This is a genomic window from Acinetobacter sp. 'aerobic (ED)' (assembly GCF_904886855.1).
In the GTDB taxonomy this organism is placed as follows: domain Bacteria; phylum Pseudomonadota; class Gammaproteobacteria; order Pseudomonadales; family Moraxellaceae; genus Acinetobacter; species Acinetobacter courvalinii.
In genome coordinates this window covers 39,678-55,809 of the sequence record NZ_CAJHGI010000005.1, presented here as the reverse complement: position 1 = coordinate 55,809, position 16,132 = coordinate 39,678, and the positions used below count along the sequence as shown (strand labels likewise).

Annotated in this window: 11 protein-coding genes and 1 tRNA gene; 9 read left to right on the top strand and 3 right to left on the bottom strand. The window is 41.2% G+C overall.

What is annotated here, in order from left to right:
• Positions 1 to 23: 23 nt before the first annotated feature.
• Positions 24 to 2,795: a bifunctional [glutamate--ammonia ligase]-adenylyl-L-tyrosine phosphorylase/[glutamate--ammonia-ligase] adenylyltransferase gene (gene glnE, locus JO943_RS11555; RefSeq protein WP_202740842.1), complete on the bottom strand. Its 2,772-nt coding sequence runs from the start codon at positions 2,793 to 2,795 to the stop codon at positions 24 to 26.
• A gap of 48 nt (positions 2,796 to 2,843) precedes the next feature.
• Complete coding sequence (locus tag JO943_RS11550) at positions 2,844 to 4,115, bottom strand: sensor histidine kinase (protein ID WP_005226836.1); 1,272 nt, start codon at positions 4,113 to 4,115, stop codon at positions 2,844 to 2,846.
• Between the two features lie 453 nt (positions 4,116 to 4,568).
• Between JO943_RS11550 and JO943_RS11545 the strand changes: the two genes are divergently transcribed.
• Complete coding sequence (locus tag JO943_RS11545; RefSeq protein ID WP_202740841.1) at positions 4,569 to 7,055, top strand: SIR2 family protein; 2,487 nt, start codon at positions 4,569 to 4,571, stop codon at positions 7,053 to 7,055.
• Positions 7,056 to 7,307: 252 nt separating this feature from the next.
• Here JO943_RS11545 and JO943_RS11540 read toward each other — a convergent pair.
• Positions 7,308 to 7,394, bottom strand: a tRNA-Leu gene (locus tag JO943_RS11540).
• A gap of 180 nt (positions 7,395 to 7,574) precedes the next feature.
• On the opposite strand from JO943_RS11540, the gene queA reads away from it, so the two are divergent.
• The 8 genes from queA to secF all read left to right on the top strand — a co-directional run bounded on the left by queA (position 7,575) and on the right by secF (position 16,072).
• Positions 7,575 to 8,612 (top strand): tRNA preQ1(34) S-adenosylmethionine ribosyltransferase-isomerase QueA, encoded by a 1,038-nt coding sequence (queA, locus tag JO943_RS11535; RefSeq protein ID WP_202740840.1) that lies wholly within the window; start codon positions 7,575 to 7,577, stop codon positions 8,610 to 8,612.
• 63 nt (positions 8,613 to 8,675) lie between these two features.
• Positions 8,676 to 9,662 carry a hypothetical protein gene (locus JO943_RS11530; protein ID WP_202740839.1) on the top strand — a complete coding sequence of 329 codons (987 nt, stop codon included), beginning with the start codon at positions 8,676 to 8,678 and terminating at the stop codon, positions 9,660 to 9,662.
• A 104-nt stretch (positions 9,663 to 9,766) separates the two neighbouring features.
• Entirely contained in the window at positions 9,767 to 10,795 is a 1,029-nt protein-coding gene (locus tag JO943_RS11525; RefSeq protein ID WP_202740838.1) for a hypothetical protein, read from the top strand.
• A gap of 30 nt (positions 10,796 to 10,825) precedes the next feature.
• Positions 10,826 to 11,395 carry a LemA family protein gene (locus tag JO943_RS11520; RefSeq protein ID WP_032870134.1) on the top strand — a complete coding sequence of 190 codons (570 nt, stop codon included), beginning with the start codon at positions 10,826 to 10,828 and terminating at the stop codon, positions 11,393 to 11,395.
• Between the two features lie 175 nt (positions 11,396 to 11,570).
• Complete coding sequence (gene tgt, locus JO943_RS11515) at positions 11,571 to 12,701, top strand: tRNA guanosine(34) transglycosylase Tgt (protein WP_005289237.1); 1,131 nt, start codon at positions 11,571 to 11,573, stop codon at positions 12,699 to 12,701.
• A gap of 109 nt (positions 12,702 to 12,810) precedes the next feature.
• Positions 12,811 to 13,140, top strand: coding sequence for a preprotein translocase subunit YajC (gene yajC / locus JO943_RS11510; protein WP_005226801.1), 330 nt, complete (start codon positions 12,811 to 12,813; stop codon positions 13,138 to 13,140).
• A 51-nt stretch (positions 13,141 to 13,191) separates the two neighbouring features.
• Positions 13,192 to 15,093 carry a protein translocase subunit SecD gene (gene secD / locus JO943_RS11505; protein WP_005226800.1) on the top strand — a complete coding sequence of 634 codons (1,902 nt, stop codon included), beginning with the start codon at positions 13,192 to 13,194 and terminating at the stop codon, positions 15,091 to 15,093.
• Positions 15,094 to 15,103: 10 nt separating this feature from the next.
• A complete protein-coding gene (secF, locus tag JO943_RS11500; RefSeq protein WP_005226798.1) occupies positions 15,104 to 16,072 on the top strand; it encodes a protein translocase subunit SecF in 969 nt (322 codons plus the stop codon).
• Positions 16,073 to 16,132: the final 60 nt, after the last annotated feature.

The following is a 16,132-nucleotide window of genomic DNA, read 5'->3' as shown; positions in this document are numbered from 1 at the left end:
ACTCCATTTTCTTTTTTACACAATTATTCACTTTCCAATGCTTGCGCAGTTGGATCAATTAATCTTTGCCATAACTTGCAAACGATCTCCCGGGTATCGCGCCAATCCGCAGCATTGACTTGCATAGATTGATTTGCAAGCGCTAGACGGTGGCTCTCAGTTCGTTCACGGAGATAAGCGTGTATTAATGCTGTGGCATCTTCACTGGATAAGCAGCCTGCTTTAGCAGCATCTTCTAGAATTCTTACATTATCGGAAAAATGGGCGAGATCTGTATTCGTCCCACTCCATGCAAGCACAACATACTGTGCCATAAATTCGATATCAACGATACCACCTGAGTCCTGTTTTAAATGAAAAATACCATGTTTTTTTTGCTCAGAAGATGATCCCAAATGATCTTTCATCTTTTGACGCATTTTTAACACTTCTTCACGCACTTCATTTTCATCACGGACTTGCGTCAGGATTTGGCAGCGGATCTGCTCAAATTGCTGGCATAAACTTTGATCACCTGCAATCGAGCGGGCACGGACTAAAGCCTGATGTTCCCATAACCAGGCATTTTTCTGCTGATACTGTTCATAGGCTTTTAAACTGGTCACCAACATGCCGGCTTCACCCGATGGTCGAAGGCGCGTATCAATTTCATAAACACGTCCATCCAGGGTTTGCGTGGTCATCAGCGACATAAACTTCTGTGCCACCCGAATCGCAAACTCGGCCCCACTAATGCCCTTACGACCATCGGTTTCACCCTGCTCTTCAAGCGCATGAATAAACACCAGATCCAGATCTGAGCCATAACCCAGCTCGATGCCGCCTAATTTTCCATACGCGATCACAGCAAAGCCTTTACGATCCAGACTACAACGTTGCCCATCATTCCCCAAAGGATAACCATGCCGTGCTGCGACAGCTTCATAGGCTAAACGCAAGGTTGCCTGTACACTCACTTCAGCAATATCGGTCAGTGCATCCGATACTTTCATCAACGGACTTTCTGCCAATACATCACTGGCAGCGACGGTCAGGACATTGCTCTTTTTAAATAAGCGTAATACCCGCATCTGGTCTTCAACCTGGTCAATCTCGATGCGCAGCAATTGCTGACGTAAAGAGTCTTCGAGGTCTTTGCGTTGTGGCAGACCAAAATCCATTGACAGGAACTCATCCAGCAGCACGGGATACTGCGCCAGTTCTTCACAAATCCATGGGCTGACGGTCGACATTTTTACCAGTCGCTGCAAGGCACCGCGACTTTCCATCAACATCACCAGGTACACGGTACGACGCAGTACCGACTCGACCAATGGCATCAAGCGCAACAAAGCCACTTGCGGCTGATCCGACTGTAAAATGGCCTCTATCAAATGCGGCCAGAATTTCTTTAACCGCTCCAAAGCACTGGCAGGAATTTTACGTAAAGCTTGCCCATGCCAGAAGTTCTGGATCAGGTTTCTGGCATTGTCATCCAGTACCGCATTGAGTTTTTGTTCTAGCTGGACAAAATCATCCACCGGCTCAGCAAACTCTTTTTCCTGAATTAATTGCTTAAACTGGACTTTGACCTTGTCACGCTTCTGGTTTAACACTTCAAGAAATGCTGCCCAATCGCTAAAGCCCAAGGTATCCAGCATCCGCTGTCTCAGTTCGGGTTCGGTAGGCAAGGATTGAGTCTGCTGATCATTCAAGGCCTGAATCGCATGTTCCACCCGTCTTAAAAACAGATAGGCATCTTCCAGATCAATCACCGCTTGCTGATCCAGCAACTCCGCTTCACCTAAATGATGTAAATTGACCAGACATTGACGATCTTGCAGTTCACGCTTCGATCCCCCGTAGATGAGCTGGAACACCTGCACAATAAATTCAATTTCACGAATTCCGCCTGCGCCGAGCTTAATATCTTCTTCAATATTACGGCGCATGACTTCACGCTCAATCATCGCCTTCATTTCACGCATGGCTGCGAAAGCGGAATAATCGACATAACGGCGGAATACGAACGGACGCGACATGTCCAATAACTCTGAACCTGCTTTGCCGCCCGTAATAACGCGTGCCTTAATCCAGGCATAGCGTTCCCATTCACGTCCATGCTGGCTTAGATATTTTTCCAGCCCGCTATGACTGATCGCCAGAGCCGAACCATCGCCCCACGGACGCAAGCGCATATCGACACGAAATACAAAACCGTCAGCAGTAATGTGATCCAGCAGGTAAATCAGTTTCTGTCCCCACAAAATACAGAACTGCTGCACATCAATACATTTACGCCCATTGCTTTCGCCCTGTTCATCAAAGGCAAAGATCAGGTCAATATCACTGGACAGATTCAGCTCTTGCGCACCCAGCTTGCCCATTCCGATGACAATCAAATCCTGCAACTGACCTGAATAACCGATCGGTTCACCATGTTTGGCCAATAAAGGCGGTAAGGCAAAAGCTTTGGCAGCACAGATACTGGCATCGGCAAAATCAGACAGTTCACGGGTTAGCGTGATCACATTGGTCAATTGATTGGCATCCTGCCAGATCCAGCGGAACATCAACTTGGCACGCAGCACACGCAAGGCTTTCATCCAGGCTTGTTCATTGCTGATCTCAGCCACAGCCTGTTGAACTTTTTGATAGATGGTTTCAGTCGATAATGACTCAAGGAATTGATCTTGGTGATAATCTTGTTCTAATTCTGCTTGGTATAAATTTAAAACTTGTTCAGCATATTGGCTTGCGACCAAGGTTTTTTGTAGTTGTTGCGCATTCATATCAAAAGGCTCGACTGATGTCATCTCATCTTGGTTAGTTATATCAGTTACAAGCTTATCTTTAAAATCACTTTAGACTAATTTTGCTTTGGTTTTCGCTTGAGTTGTACACAAATCAACCTGCTCACGCTCTATCGGAAGCAGTACCGTAAACACCGTGCCTTCCCCTTCATTGGAAGTCACATTGATTTCCCCCAGATTCATTTCCACAAAGCGTTTGCACAGGCTTAAACCCAGCCCGGCACCTTTTTCTCCTGCAGTGCCTTTATAACTCATGGTAATACGCGGCTGGAATAAATTCTTGATTTGTTCCGGGGTCATGCCCAGCCCCGTATCCTTGACATAAACCTCAACATAGGTGCCTTTATGTTGTGCTTGGATATAGACTTTGCCTGAGCCGTCTACATCGGTAAACTTCAGGGCATTGGACACCAGATTCTGAATCACCGAGGTGATCATGTTCATATCGGCATAGACTTTCAGATTTTCATCGACCTCATTAATCAGTTCAATATTCTTCTTGATGGCCAGTGTTTTCAGGATATCGGTCACAATATTGGTAATCTGGCGCAACTTGAAGTTAATCGGATGATAGACAAAGCGCCCACCCTCTGCCATCGCCCAATTCAGTAAGCTTTCCAACAGGTTATAGGTCGACTGCGAAGTATCATAAAGATAATCGGCAATATTCTGGATGCTCGACTCATCTAGGGTGTCACGTTCTTTGGCCAATATTTCCGCAAAACCGAGCAAACCATGAAATGGTGCACGCAGGTCATGGGAAATAATGGAAAAGAATTTGGTTTTACTAAAATTCAGTGCGGCTTCTTGTTCGTATAATTCTTTGAGTTCATCGTGATTAAATTTCAGTTCCAGCTGTTGCATGAAGTTGATGCAATGCTCTTGTAGCAATTGTTTTTGTAACTCACTAAAGCCTTGTGCTGCTTCATCAAACAGAATGATATAACCCAGTGAGGTTTGGTCCGGATGCCTGAGATGTAAGGCAATTGCTGACTGGACTTTCTTTTTAATCGGATGTAAAAATGCCAATAGGGTCTGATATTGTGGATGATCACAGTCGACCAGATCGCCATTGACGAAAAGTGTATTTAGGCTTTTGCTAATTTTGGAGGTATCTATTGCTTGTAACTTTTCAGGGCAACGATGCCAAAGGTAAGGTTCCTGATGAAAAGCGAGTAATGCCGTACTGGCTTGCATGAGTTTTCGATTGAACTGTAAAAATTGCTCAAGCAGGTTCTGCTCTGAGTTTAGCCCCAAAGAAAGAGAGATTTTACAAGCGCTTAGCTTCTCGGCTTGCTGTAGTTCTAATAATTGAATCGCCATTCCCGCCTCTCGAATATTTTCGTTATACGGTTCTTTACGTTTTATAGAAAAAATGTGAAAACTATCACTTAGTATTAACAAACTTTAACAGAAAAGGCAATTGTTGATTTAATCAATTCGCAACAAAACGTGAAATTTCATTAAAATTAAACAAGGAAACAGCATTTAAATAAGATCTTATTACAGTCTCTTATAGGAGTTAAATAAAAAATTAAGCTCTTTCATTTTTATAAATTTTCAATTAACTTATAAAGTTTTAGAAAAACAACTTAGAATTCCGATTGCCTCAAAAAACTTAAATCTTTAGTAAAATAATTAAATATTTATATCTAATATTATCCTAACTAATAACTATAAAATCATATTAAAAATAGCATTGAAAAATAAAAATAAAAAGATAAAATTAAAGATCAGGATAGACGACAATATAGTTAAAATTAATAAAGAGTAACCATGAACTACGAACAAGCATTAAGTTGTGCAAAAAATGGAAAAGCAATTCTTTTTTTAGGGTCTGGGTTTTCGTTTGGGTTGAAATCCATTGTAGGAAACACCTTACCCACTGCATCAGGTTTGGCTAATATTCTATGTGATAAAGCATCCATCTCCAAAACAGATGATTTAAAAAGAGCATGTAAAAAATATTTATTAAAAAAAAGTGCAGATGAATTAGTAGAACTTCTAAAGGATCATTTCTTAGTAAATAGGACAAGTGAAGATCATGAAACAATAGCAAGTATTCCATGGTTACGTGTATATACAACAAATTATGACAATGCCTTTGAAGTATCGGCAGCAAAAAACAGCTTAAGATATCAATCTCTGGACGCAGACAAAAGTCCAAGAGGAGAGATAACAAAGCAGAATGTTATTCATATAAACGGATATATTGAAACCCTTGATCAGACCAAACTAAATACATCATTTAAACTAACATCAACTAGTTACTTGACTCAACAGTTCAGAGAATCTGCATGGTGTAATGTATTTAGAAATGACATTCAAACAGCTCAAGCAATTTTTTTTATTGGATATTCAATGTATGACATTGATATACAAGAGATAATGTTTGAGGATGAAAGTGTAAAGAATAAGACCTTTTTTATTGATAAAGTTGACCTAACCGAAACTGAAATAGATGACATGGATATAGTAGATTTCGGAACAGTAAAACCAATTGGTATTAAATCTTTTGCGAATGATTTAAATATAACAGAAAGTATAAAATTAAAAATAGATGAAGTTCCATTGAATAATTTTCAAGAGTTAACTTTTCATAATAAAGATAACATTCCAATTAGACATGATGATGTTTCTGATTTAATGTCTTTTGGGAACCTAAACGAAATCTTATTATCTAATGATATCCTAAGTAACAATCGAAATAATTATATAATAAAAAGACATGAAGAAGATCAGTGTATAAATGATTTAAAAAACAACAAAAACTTAATATTATACTCAGAATTAGCAAATGGAAAATCAGTTTTATCTAAAATTCTATGCTACAGACTTATAATAGATGGATACAATGTATTCACTCTCAATGATGTTCACTCGAATGCTATTGCATTCTATGAAATTGAAAAGATAATAAAACAATATGACAAATGCCTCTTTCTAATTGAGAACTATACTAATAACCTTGAAATCGTTAACCACATAAACATGGCTAGAAAATCTACAACAAAATTATTATTAATATCAAGAACTATTGAGCACGAACGTTATATTGATGATATATTATTCAATAAAAAAATATTAAATACATCTGAAACATATGAAGTTGAGATTGACAAATTATCTGAACAAGATGTTTCAAAATTTATAGAATATTATGATAGATACGGACTATGGGGAAGCCGACATGCTCTTAGTAAAAAAAGCAAGGAAAATTATATCAATGAAAAAGCCAAAAGAGAAATCAGCGGTCTCTTATTAGGGATATTAGAATCACCGCAGGTTGCAAAAAAGCTTGACACTATATTCGATGAGATGAAAGCATCTGAAAGTGTTTTAAAGAATATATTAGCAATTTTATGCTTAAACATAACAAATATTCAAAATCCAACAAATTATTTGATTTCCACACTAAGTGGTGAAAATAATATTAGCTCATCAATTTTTCGTTCTAGCCCAGCTTTTAGTCATTTAATCTACAAAACTGAATATGGATATTTATTTCCAAAATCATCCATCATGGCACAATATATTTTGAACAATTTTCCTGATTCAAATTTAATTGTGAAATACCTAATTGAATTATGTAAAAACGTAAGATCAAATTCCTTTGAAAGCAATGATTTATATATGCAAATATATAAAGATTTAGCAAGTTTCAGATATGCACAGAAAATTTTGCCTAATAAAGGGAAACGTGAATCGCTAATTAATTTTTATGAAGGTTTGAGAGAGATACCACAAGAGCGAAATAATCCCCACTTCTGGCTACAGTATGCAATTGCTCGACTAAGCCACCCAGACTCTAACAACTTAAAATATGCACAATCTCATTTGGATACTGCACTATCATTAGCAAATAGAATTGATGGCTACTGGACAGATGATATTGAAACTCAATATTCAAGATATCACATTGAATATGCAATAAACTTAGAAACTCAAGAGCATGATTTAGCCTTTGAATCATTTAAACGTTCATATGAATTAATCCTAAAAATCCAAAAAGGAAATAAAAGAAAAAGTGAGGTTTTACGACCAATTTCTAGATATGAGGCCTTCTATAATAAATTTTCTAAAACAATGACAAACGAGCAACTAAAGTACTTAGAAAATGCTTGTGAAAATTTAGAGCAGATAATTTATAAGTTCGTGGACGCTAATAAGCTGCATTTTACGCGATATGATCGAGCTCTAAAAAATGTTAAAAATATTCTTGCTTCATTAAAAATAAGGCAACACATTAAAGAAAATGCATAATTAACCAAGATTAAAGTGTTCTAATGTCATAGAACACTTTAAGTTAAATATTTAATTTATTATCTAAATTTTATTGTAATAATTTAATTTAGTATAATTAATAAAATAACATTTCATATATTTAAACAATTATTAAAATTCAAAACCCTATAAATATCCTAAAGCTTAAATCTAACATTCTATAATTAACAATACAACTTAAGATAATAAAAAACCCCAAGCCTTTAATACCAGCTTGGGGTCTTTGAATCTTGGTCCCGAGGGTCGGACTCGAACCGACACGTCATCTCTGACAGCGGATTTTGAGTCCGCCGCGTCTACCAATTTCACCACCTCGGGAAGAGTGCGATGCTTTGTGTTGCGTATAATAACCTGTTTGATTTTATTGTCAAACACTAACTACCGCTTATTGCTCACTTTTAAATCACTCAGATATTTTTCTATCAATAAACACGCGAACTCAGCGAAAAAACGCAAAAAAGACTATACTACGCCCAATTTTTGCAATGTTTTAGATGTATGCAACTCTCCGACTTTTCGTTTGATCTCCCCGATGAACTTATTGCTCGCTATCCCTTAGACAGTCGTAGCGCATCTCGCCTGCTGCATATCGATGCGCAAGGTCAATATCACGACCATGCCTTTACCGATATTCTCGATCTACTCGAAGACGGTGATTTACTGGTACTGAATGACACCAAAGTCATGAAAGCACGCTTAAAAGGTAAACGTGCCACTGGTGGGGCAATCGAAGTACTGGTTGAACGTATGTTGGATACCCACACTGCACATTGCCATATCAAATCAAGTAACTCACCTAAAGCAGGCGCAGAACTGTATATCGGTGAAGATGCGGTTCCTGTCACCGTACAAGGTCGCCATGAAAACCTGTTTGTGGTGAAGTTTTCCCAGCCGATTTTGTCGGTACTGGATCAATACGGTCAGCTCCCGATTCCACCTTATTTCAATCGTGAAGCCGAAGAGATTGATACTGAACGTTATCAGACCGTGTTCCACGACCCTGAAAAAATTGCCAGTGTCGCTGCACCCACAGCCAGCCTGCATTTCGATCAAGACCTGTTAGAAAAATTAGCCGCTAAAGGCGTACAAAAAACCTTTGTGACCTTACATGTCGGTGCAGGAACGTTTATGCCTGTACGCACTACAGACATTACCAACCATATCATGCACAGTGAATGGTGTGATGTCCCACAAGCCACCATTGACCTGATTCTGGCAACCAAGGCACGCGGTAATAAGGTGATTGCAGTAGGCACTACGGCGACCCGTGCGCTGGAAAGTGCAGCACAGGCCAACCAAGGCAAAATTGCAGCATGGACCGGTGATACCCAGATCTTTATCTATCCGGGTTATCAGTTCTGTATCGTGGACCGTTTGATTACTAACTTCCATTTACCTGAATCGACCTTATTGATGCTGGTTTCAGCCTTGTCGAATCGTGACAATATTTTGGCTGCTTATAAACATGCAGTGCAACAACGTTATCGCTTCTTTAGTTATGGCGATGCGATGCTGATTGATAAACTCGACGCTTAAAACAATCAATAGGCTAAATTCAGGTTTAGCCTATTTTTTTCAGAATAATGATTTAAGAAAACCATGCCATTTATATCAAAAAAAATTCAAAAAACCTTTCAAAATCAACTTATGCATAATCAGGTGACCTTAGAAAATATTAAGGCCATTCGCCAATTGCTTGAGGAACAGCCCACACCCGACACGCTTATTCATCGCTTAAAACATTGGCAAGGCGAGCAAAACCTGTATATCAAGAATTACCTTTACTGGGCGCTGACCACACTGAGCCTGATTTTTTTATTGGCTGGCCTTTTGTTCTCAGCCTACTACCTGATTGTTTGTGTTGCTTTGTTTGCTCTTGGGCTGCGTTATCGCATTCCGACCATTGAACTGGAAAACTTAAAACAGGAACTCAGGCTTTATCTGCTGGAACAGACCTATCAGGTTCAGTTTGATCATGAAAATACACCATTACCCCATGCATTACAGGAACATCCCTTATTTCAACTCGGTGATAAAGACAATACCGTGACAACCTTGCTTACTGGGCAAATGCTCATTAAACAGAAAAACTATGATTATTCAGTGATTAAATATCATTACACTTATTTAACCAAAACAACCGATAATCAGGGAAGAGAGGTTTGGGAAACCACTCATTGTGATTTGTGGGGGGTGCTGATGGAGAATTTTCCCTATAAAGGCGTTAGTATTTCAGCCGCACATAAAAGCCGTTGTCATCTTGGCATTGAATGGCAGTCCAGTGATATCCGTTTTAACCACAAGTACCAGCAAAGTGGTGTCAATGAATTTGAGTTTGTGAAATTCTTAACACCAGAACGCTTACTGGCACTTGAGCAGATGATGCAGGCTTTTCATGGCGATTTTTATGTCGATCCGCACACTAGTGTGATGTGCTGGTTATTTAATGAGTCGCCTTTGGCCGAAAATAATTATTTGTTTCAGGCCATGAGCATCAATGAACTGGCTGAAAAGCTGGAACAGTTGCAAATGCCAAAACTTCAACGTTTACAAGATGCTTTCTACAGTCTGCTCAAGACCCTCTAATTGCATTTATAACGGTTAAAATAACCCGCAAGGTACTTCTTAGTTTCTGAAATTTAACGCATAATTCATTTTATACCCAGCAATTATAATGACATAAAAACGCCATGCCGATCGATACCGTACAACAAGCCCTCCATATCCGGCGTAAAAAAAATGCGCAGGTATTTCGTAATATCGCCCGTTTGTGGGAGGCTGGACAAAAATCGCATAGCGATCAGGATTTGTTAGATGCTTTGCATCCTTGGCGTGAAGATCATAATCTGTGTTTTTTTAATGCCCTGCCCTACTTACTGGGCATCATCAGCATCGGCACGCTGGTGTTTGGCTATTTTCTGCATCCGCATATTCAATATATCTGGAGCCTGCTCGGGGCATTTCTGACTGGTTTTCTGGCGTATCTCCTGTATGAACCACGAGAACCTCTCAACCGTGTAATCAATTATCTTGAACAACGCATCACGGTATTACGTTATGGCCTGCAGTTTCAGCAATTGCCTGCTTATTTACCGATTCAGGCGCAACCACTACTGGTGATGAGTAAGTTAAAACAACATTTCCCCTTATTTAATCGTGGCAGTGAATCCAACGAAATCACCCAATACGCATCCACGACATGGAACGATGGCACAAACACGCATCAGGTATTGCTTTTTCAATATCACTACGTTAATGAAATGCCAATCCTGCAAGATCAGGGTAACGATAAGAAAATCGTCAAAGAGATCCATAAAGATTTATGGGGCGCCTTTATTTTTCAAATGCCTGCTTTGGGGATTGCAGTCAGTGATCAGCGTTCCCGTTTTTTTGAGCCCTATAGCAGTGCTTGGCAAAGCAGCGATATCCTGATTAATCAGGAACTGAATATTTTTGGTCTGGATCAACATCAGTTGGCCAAGCAGGTCAGTCCGAGTTTAACTTTAAAATTACATGATTTTTTTCAACATTTTAACGGTGATTTAATTTATCATCATCAAGAACAAATTCTGTGTTATTTAGGCGAACAAAATCTTTTCCAAACCGCCAGTAAACGCAGTGAAATACATGATATTCCGGCATTACGCGGACACTTGCGCACCATGACCATGCCGCAGTATCAGAAGTTTCAACAACTCATGCTGAATTTAATTAGCTAATCATCTCGCAATAACAATAAGGGGCAAGCGATGACAGGTTTACTCATTTTCTTGGGGATTTTTGTGGTGCTGATTGTCTGGGGCGTGTCGATCCGCAACAACATCGTACGCTATTTTAATGCCACCAAACGGGCATGGTCAGAAGTGGCCAATTTTGAACGTCAAAAAGTAAAAACACTAGAAGCATTGGAAGCAACGCTGGACCAATATACCCAGTTCGAGAAATCCACTTTGGAAAAAGTCACTGAATTGCGTCAGCAGATCCTCAATCTGAATGTCAATGACACGGATATTTCACAGTTACAACAGATTGAGAAAATGAGCAAAGAGCTAATCCGTAGCTTGAATGTTGTGGTCGAGAATTATCCTGAACTGAAAGCGGACGCGCTGTATAGCAAGATGATGGATGATATTCAGGAACAAAACGAGAATGTCGGTGCTGCGATTACAATTTTTAACCGTAACGTGGAATTGTTTAATAACCAGATCGAAGTATTTCCCAATAACCTGATCAATACCCTGACCTTATCCAAGAAAAGCATTCGTCCGTTTAAGGATAATCTGGCCACTGACAATTTTGACTATAAACCGAATTTTTAGTGCATTTGAATTTCCCATAAAAAATATTCCTTTATCCCCCTCTTTTCAAAGAGGGGTTAGGAGAGATTATTATTTTTTGGCTATGGCTACATTTAGTAGTAGAACTGGACGCCATAATCAAGGAAAATAGCCGCTTTTGATCAGCGAACTGTTTTTTCGCCTTGATGGATAGTGTATGAAATTTGAAAAATTAGGCCAGTCGGGGCGCGCCCGTCGTGGTCGACTCACCTTAGAACATGGTGTGGTTGAAACACCTGTATTTATGCCGGTCGGTACTTACGGCACGGTCAAAGGCATGTTGCCGCGCGATATTGAAGACATTCAGGCACAAATTATTCTGGGGAATACCTTCCATCTTTATTTACGTCCTGGTCTGGAAGTGATTAAAGAGCACGGCGGTCTACATGAGTTTATCAAATGGGATAAACCGATTTTGACGGATTCGGGCGGTTTCCAGGTCTTTAGTCTGGGTGCAATGCGTAAGATCAAGGAAGAAGGCGTCACCTTCCGTTCGCCGATCGATGGTTCAAAAGTGTTCCTGTCTCCAGAAATTTCGATGGAAATTCAACAGGTACTCAACTCAGACATCGTGATGATTTTTGATGAGTGTACTCCTTACCCTGCGACGCATGAAGAAGCGCAAAAATCATTGCAGCTTTCTTTACGCTGGGCAAAACGTTGTAAAACCCACCACCATGATGAACTCAAGAATAAAAATGCTTTATTCGGCATCATTCAGGGGGGCATGTACGAAGACCTGCGTGATGAGTCACTGAAAGGCTTGTTGGAAGTCGGTTTTGACGGTTATGCGATTGGTGGCTTGTCGGTCGGTGAACCGAAAGAAGAAATGATCAAGGTGCTTGATTATTTACCGAATAAAATGCCACAGGACAAACCACGTTACCTGATGGGTGTGGGTAAACCGGAAGATATCGTGGAAGCGGTACGCCGTGGCGTCGATATGTTTGACTGCGTGATGCCAACCCGTAATGCCCGTAATGGTCATTATTTTGTGACCGATGGTCTGGTCAGAATCCGTAACAGCAAATATCGTCATGACAAAGGGCCATTAGACCCACATTGCGATTGCTACACTTGTAAAAACTTTACCCGTGCCTATTTATATCATTTAGAGAAGTGCGGTGAGATGTTGGCTTCAATGCTCGGCACCATCCATAACTTGCGTTACTACCAACGCCTGACCCAAGGTATGCGTGATGCGCTGGATAACGGCACATTTGATGAATACGTTCAGGACTTTTATGCACGTCGTGGATTAGATGTTCCGCCTTGCCCAGAAGACTAATGTCAGGTAAATGCATCAAGATTTGCGCCTAATCGCAAGACAAGGTACATTGCAAAACGAATTGGAATTTATTGTTAATTTTTTGGCTTTTTAATTTTAGGAAAACGAAATGAGTCTTTTCATCTCTACTGCTCATGCTGCACCGGGTGCAACACAAGGTCCAAGTCTTATGGCTAACTTGTTGATGATCGCGGTATTTATCGCAATCTTCTATTTCTTGATCTGGAGACCTCAGGCAAAACGTGCCAAAGAACACCGTTCTTTGATCGAAAGTCTGGGTGTAGGCAGCGAGATCGTGTTTGCTGGTGGTTTAATGGGGAAAATTATCAAACTCGAAGGTGACTTTGCAGTCGTTGAACTCACTCGTGGTGTTGAGGTAAAAATCCAGCGTGCGAGTGTCATTTCAGTATTACCTGAAGGCACATTAAATAACCTTTAATCATAAAATAGTCGTGCCTCAGCACGACTTTTTCATTTAAGAAGAAAGCGAATGCGTTACCCTGCATGGAAATATTTACTGATCCTGGTTGTCCTTGTGATCAGTACGTTATATGCACTTCCAAGTCTGTATCCAGATGAGCCTGCCGTCCAGATTTCTGGCGCAAAAGCCGGCACCAAGATTGATCAGACCATCGTGCAAAAAGCTGAGCAGATTTTAAAAACTGCCGATATTAGCAGTCACGACAATAGCTTCACCAACAATGCGGCATTATTACGTTTAAGCTCTTCTGAGGCGCAGTTAAAAGCCAAAGAAGTGCTTCGTCGTGATCTTGGTGATGACTATGTGGTTGCACTCAACCTTGCGCCAACCACACCGGAGTGGTTGCAAAAGATTGGGGCTAAACCGATGAAACTCGGTCTGGACTTACGTGGCGGTGTACACTTCTTGCTCGAAGTCGACATGGATAAAGCGATTAGTCAGCGTATGGAAACATCTGCGACTGATTTGCGTCGTCAATTCCGTGATAACAAAATCAAATTCAATAACCTGGCGTTAAACAACAACACCATTACAGTGCAGTTTGCAAACAATGCAGACCGCGATGCAGCGACTGATTTCTTGCGTCGTAATGGTAACGAGTTTACTCAACAGGCAGTTGCGACCTCATCTGGTGCGACTTTAAGACTGAATTATACCGATGCCCGTCGTCAGGAAATTCAGTCTTATGCAGTGAACCAAAACTTAACCACCCTACGTAACCGTATCAACGAACTGGGTGTGGCAGAAGCTTTGGTACAAACCCAAGGCAGCAACCGTATTGTAGTTGAATTACCGGGTGTACAGGATACGGCTGAGGCAAAACGTGTCTTGGGTCGTACAGCCAACCTGGAATTCCGTCTGGTTGCAGACAGCAATGATCAATATATCGATCCGTATACCGGTAAATATAACGGTCAGCCACTTCCTCCTGGTACTGAGGTGTTCGCTTACCAATCACTGGATAGTGGTCGTCAGTTGCTGTTACAACGTAACCGTATCTTGACTGGTGAGCGTGTGCAGAATGCAAGTTCTGGCTTTAGCCAGGATTCTGGTGGTGCTGAAGTTAACATTACTTTGGACTCTGCCGGCGGTAAGCTCATGTCAGATGCAACGCGTGGTGCAGTTGGCAAACGGATGGCAGTTCTGTTTATCGAAAATAAACAGAAGATCTCTTATGTCGCAGATCCGAATACAGGCGTTCAGACTGAAGTTCGTACCCCATATACCGAATCTGTGGTGATCAATGCGGCAACCATTCAGGCGGTGCTGGGTTCACAATTCCGGATTACCGGTCTGGATTCACCACAAGAAGCAGCCGAGCTTGCCTTGATGCTGCGTGCAGGTGCACTTGCTGCGCCGATGTACTTCGTAGAAGAACGTGTGGTTGGTCCTAGCCTCGGTCAGGAAAACATTGATAAGGGTGTACTCTCAACTCAGATCGGCTTCTTGCTGGTTGCCATCTGGATGGTCGTGTTCTTCCGTTTATTCGGTCTGATCGCAAACTTTGCCCTGGTCTTTAACTTGGCCATGATCTTGACCGTGATGTCATGGATTGGTGCTTCCCTCACCCTGCCAGGTATTGCGGGTATCGTGATTACCATTGGTATGGCGGTCGATTCCAACGTCCTGATCTGTGAACGAATACGGGAAGAAATGCTCTGGGGCGCCTCGCCCAAACAGGCGATTGTGGCAGGTTATGATCGAGCCTATAACACCATTCTTGACTCGAACTTAACCACCTTACTGGTTGCGTTTATCTTGTTCGCGATTGGAACAGGTCCGATTAAAGGCTTCGCGGTAACATTGATGATTGGTATTATTTGTTCAATGTTTACGGCCATTACCGTCACTCGTGCCATCGTCCAGCTCATTTATGGCAAACGCCGTAATTTGAAAAAGTTGAGTATTTAAGGAGATTCATATGACTGATCTGACTCAACCAGACTCAAAACAATACGGTCGCCCGGATAACCTGAAAATTATCCCGTTCATGAAGATTGCCAAACCGGCGGCAATCTTGTCGATCCTGCTGACGATTGCGAGTATCTTCTTTATCGTGACCAAAGGCTTGAATCTCGGACTGGATTTCACTGGGGGGATTTCAGCCGAATTGAACTACAAGCAAGGTGTACAGCCTACGCAAGTGGTTCAGGCACTTGACCGTGCTGGCTTTAAAGATGCCGTAGTACAAACCTTGGGCAGTAATACCGACCTGATCGTGCGTATGCCTGTGCAAGAAGACCTGAATGTCGAAGACCTCAGCAATAGCATCACCAAAGCGGTTCAATTACCGAATAACACCGTTGAAGTGCATAAAGTAGATGCGGTAGGTGGTGCTGTCGGAAATGAGCTTTACGTGCGTTCTGCAGGCGCTGTTGCACTGGCTTTGATCTTGATGCTGATCTACGTCACCATTCGCTTCGAGTTTAAACTCGCGATGGGCGCGGTCATGTCATTATTCCATGACATCGTACTGATTATCGGTGCATTCGCATTGTTCCAGTGGCCTTTCGACTTAACCGTATTGGCTGCAGTCCTTGCGGTGATCGGTTTCTCACTTAACGATAACATCGTTGTCTCGGATCGTATCCGTGAGAACTTCCGTAAGATTCGTGGTGCCACGCCACGTGAAATCGTCGATATTGCACTGACAGAAACCTTACGCCGTACCATCCATACCTCGATGACCTTATTACTTGTGGTTCTTGCCATGATGTTCTTGGGCGGTGATGGTTTACACTGGTTCTCTGTTGCCATGTTTGTCGGTGTATTCGTGGGAACTTACTCATCGATTTATATCGGTACAGCATTCGCTTTATGGCGTGGTCTGAACCGTCAGGACTTTATTGTCCAAGTTAAACCTGAATTTGAAGAAGAAGAGATTCCTTAAATCCCTCTCCTCTTTGATTCAAATAAAATGCCAGCAATATGCTGGCATTTTTTTATTGCG

Excerpts from the sequence above, each read along its gene's own strand:
- tgt (WP_005289237.1), top strand. The coding sequence starts at position 11,571 with ATGAAATTTGAAAAATTAGGCCAGTCGGGGCGCGCCCGTCGTGGTCGA.
- JO943_RS11530 (WP_202740839.1), top strand. The coding sequence starts at position 8,676 with ATGCCATTTATATCAAAAAAAATTCAAAAAACCTTTCAAAATCAACTT.
- JO943_RS11550 (WP_005226836.1), bottom strand. The coding sequence starts at position 4,115 with ATGGCGATTCAATTATTAGAACTACAGCAAGCCGAGAAGCTAAGCGCT.
- secF (WP_005226798.1), top strand. The coding sequence starts at position 15,104 with ATGACTGATCTGACTCAACCAGACTCAAAACAATACGGTCGCCCGGAT.
- glnE (WP_202740842.1), bottom strand. The coding sequence starts at position 2,795 with ATGACATCAGTCGAGCCTTTTGATATGAATGCGCAACAACTACAAAAA.
- secD (WP_005226800.1), top strand. The coding sequence starts at position 13,192 with ATGCGTTACCCTGCATGGAAATATTTACTGATCCTGGTTGTCCTTGTG.
- queA (WP_202740840.1), top strand. The coding sequence starts at position 7,575 with ATGCAACTCTCCGACTTTTCGTTTGATCTCCCCGATGAACTTATTGCT.
- JO943_RS11520 (WP_032870134.1), top strand. The coding sequence starts at position 10,826 with ATGACAGGTTTACTCATTTTCTTGGGGATTTTTGTGGTGCTGATTGTC.
- JO943_RS11525 (WP_202740838.1), top strand. The coding sequence starts at position 9,767 with ATGCCGATCGATACCGTACAACAAGCCCTCCATATCCGGCGTAAAAAA.
- JO943_RS11545 (WP_202740841.1), top strand. The coding sequence starts at position 4,569 with ATGAACTACGAACAAGCATTAAGTTGTGCAAAAAATGGAAAAGCAATT.
- yajC (WP_005226801.1), top strand. The coding sequence starts at position 12,811 with ATGAGTCTTTTCATCTCTACTGCTCATGCTGCACCGGGTGCAACACAA.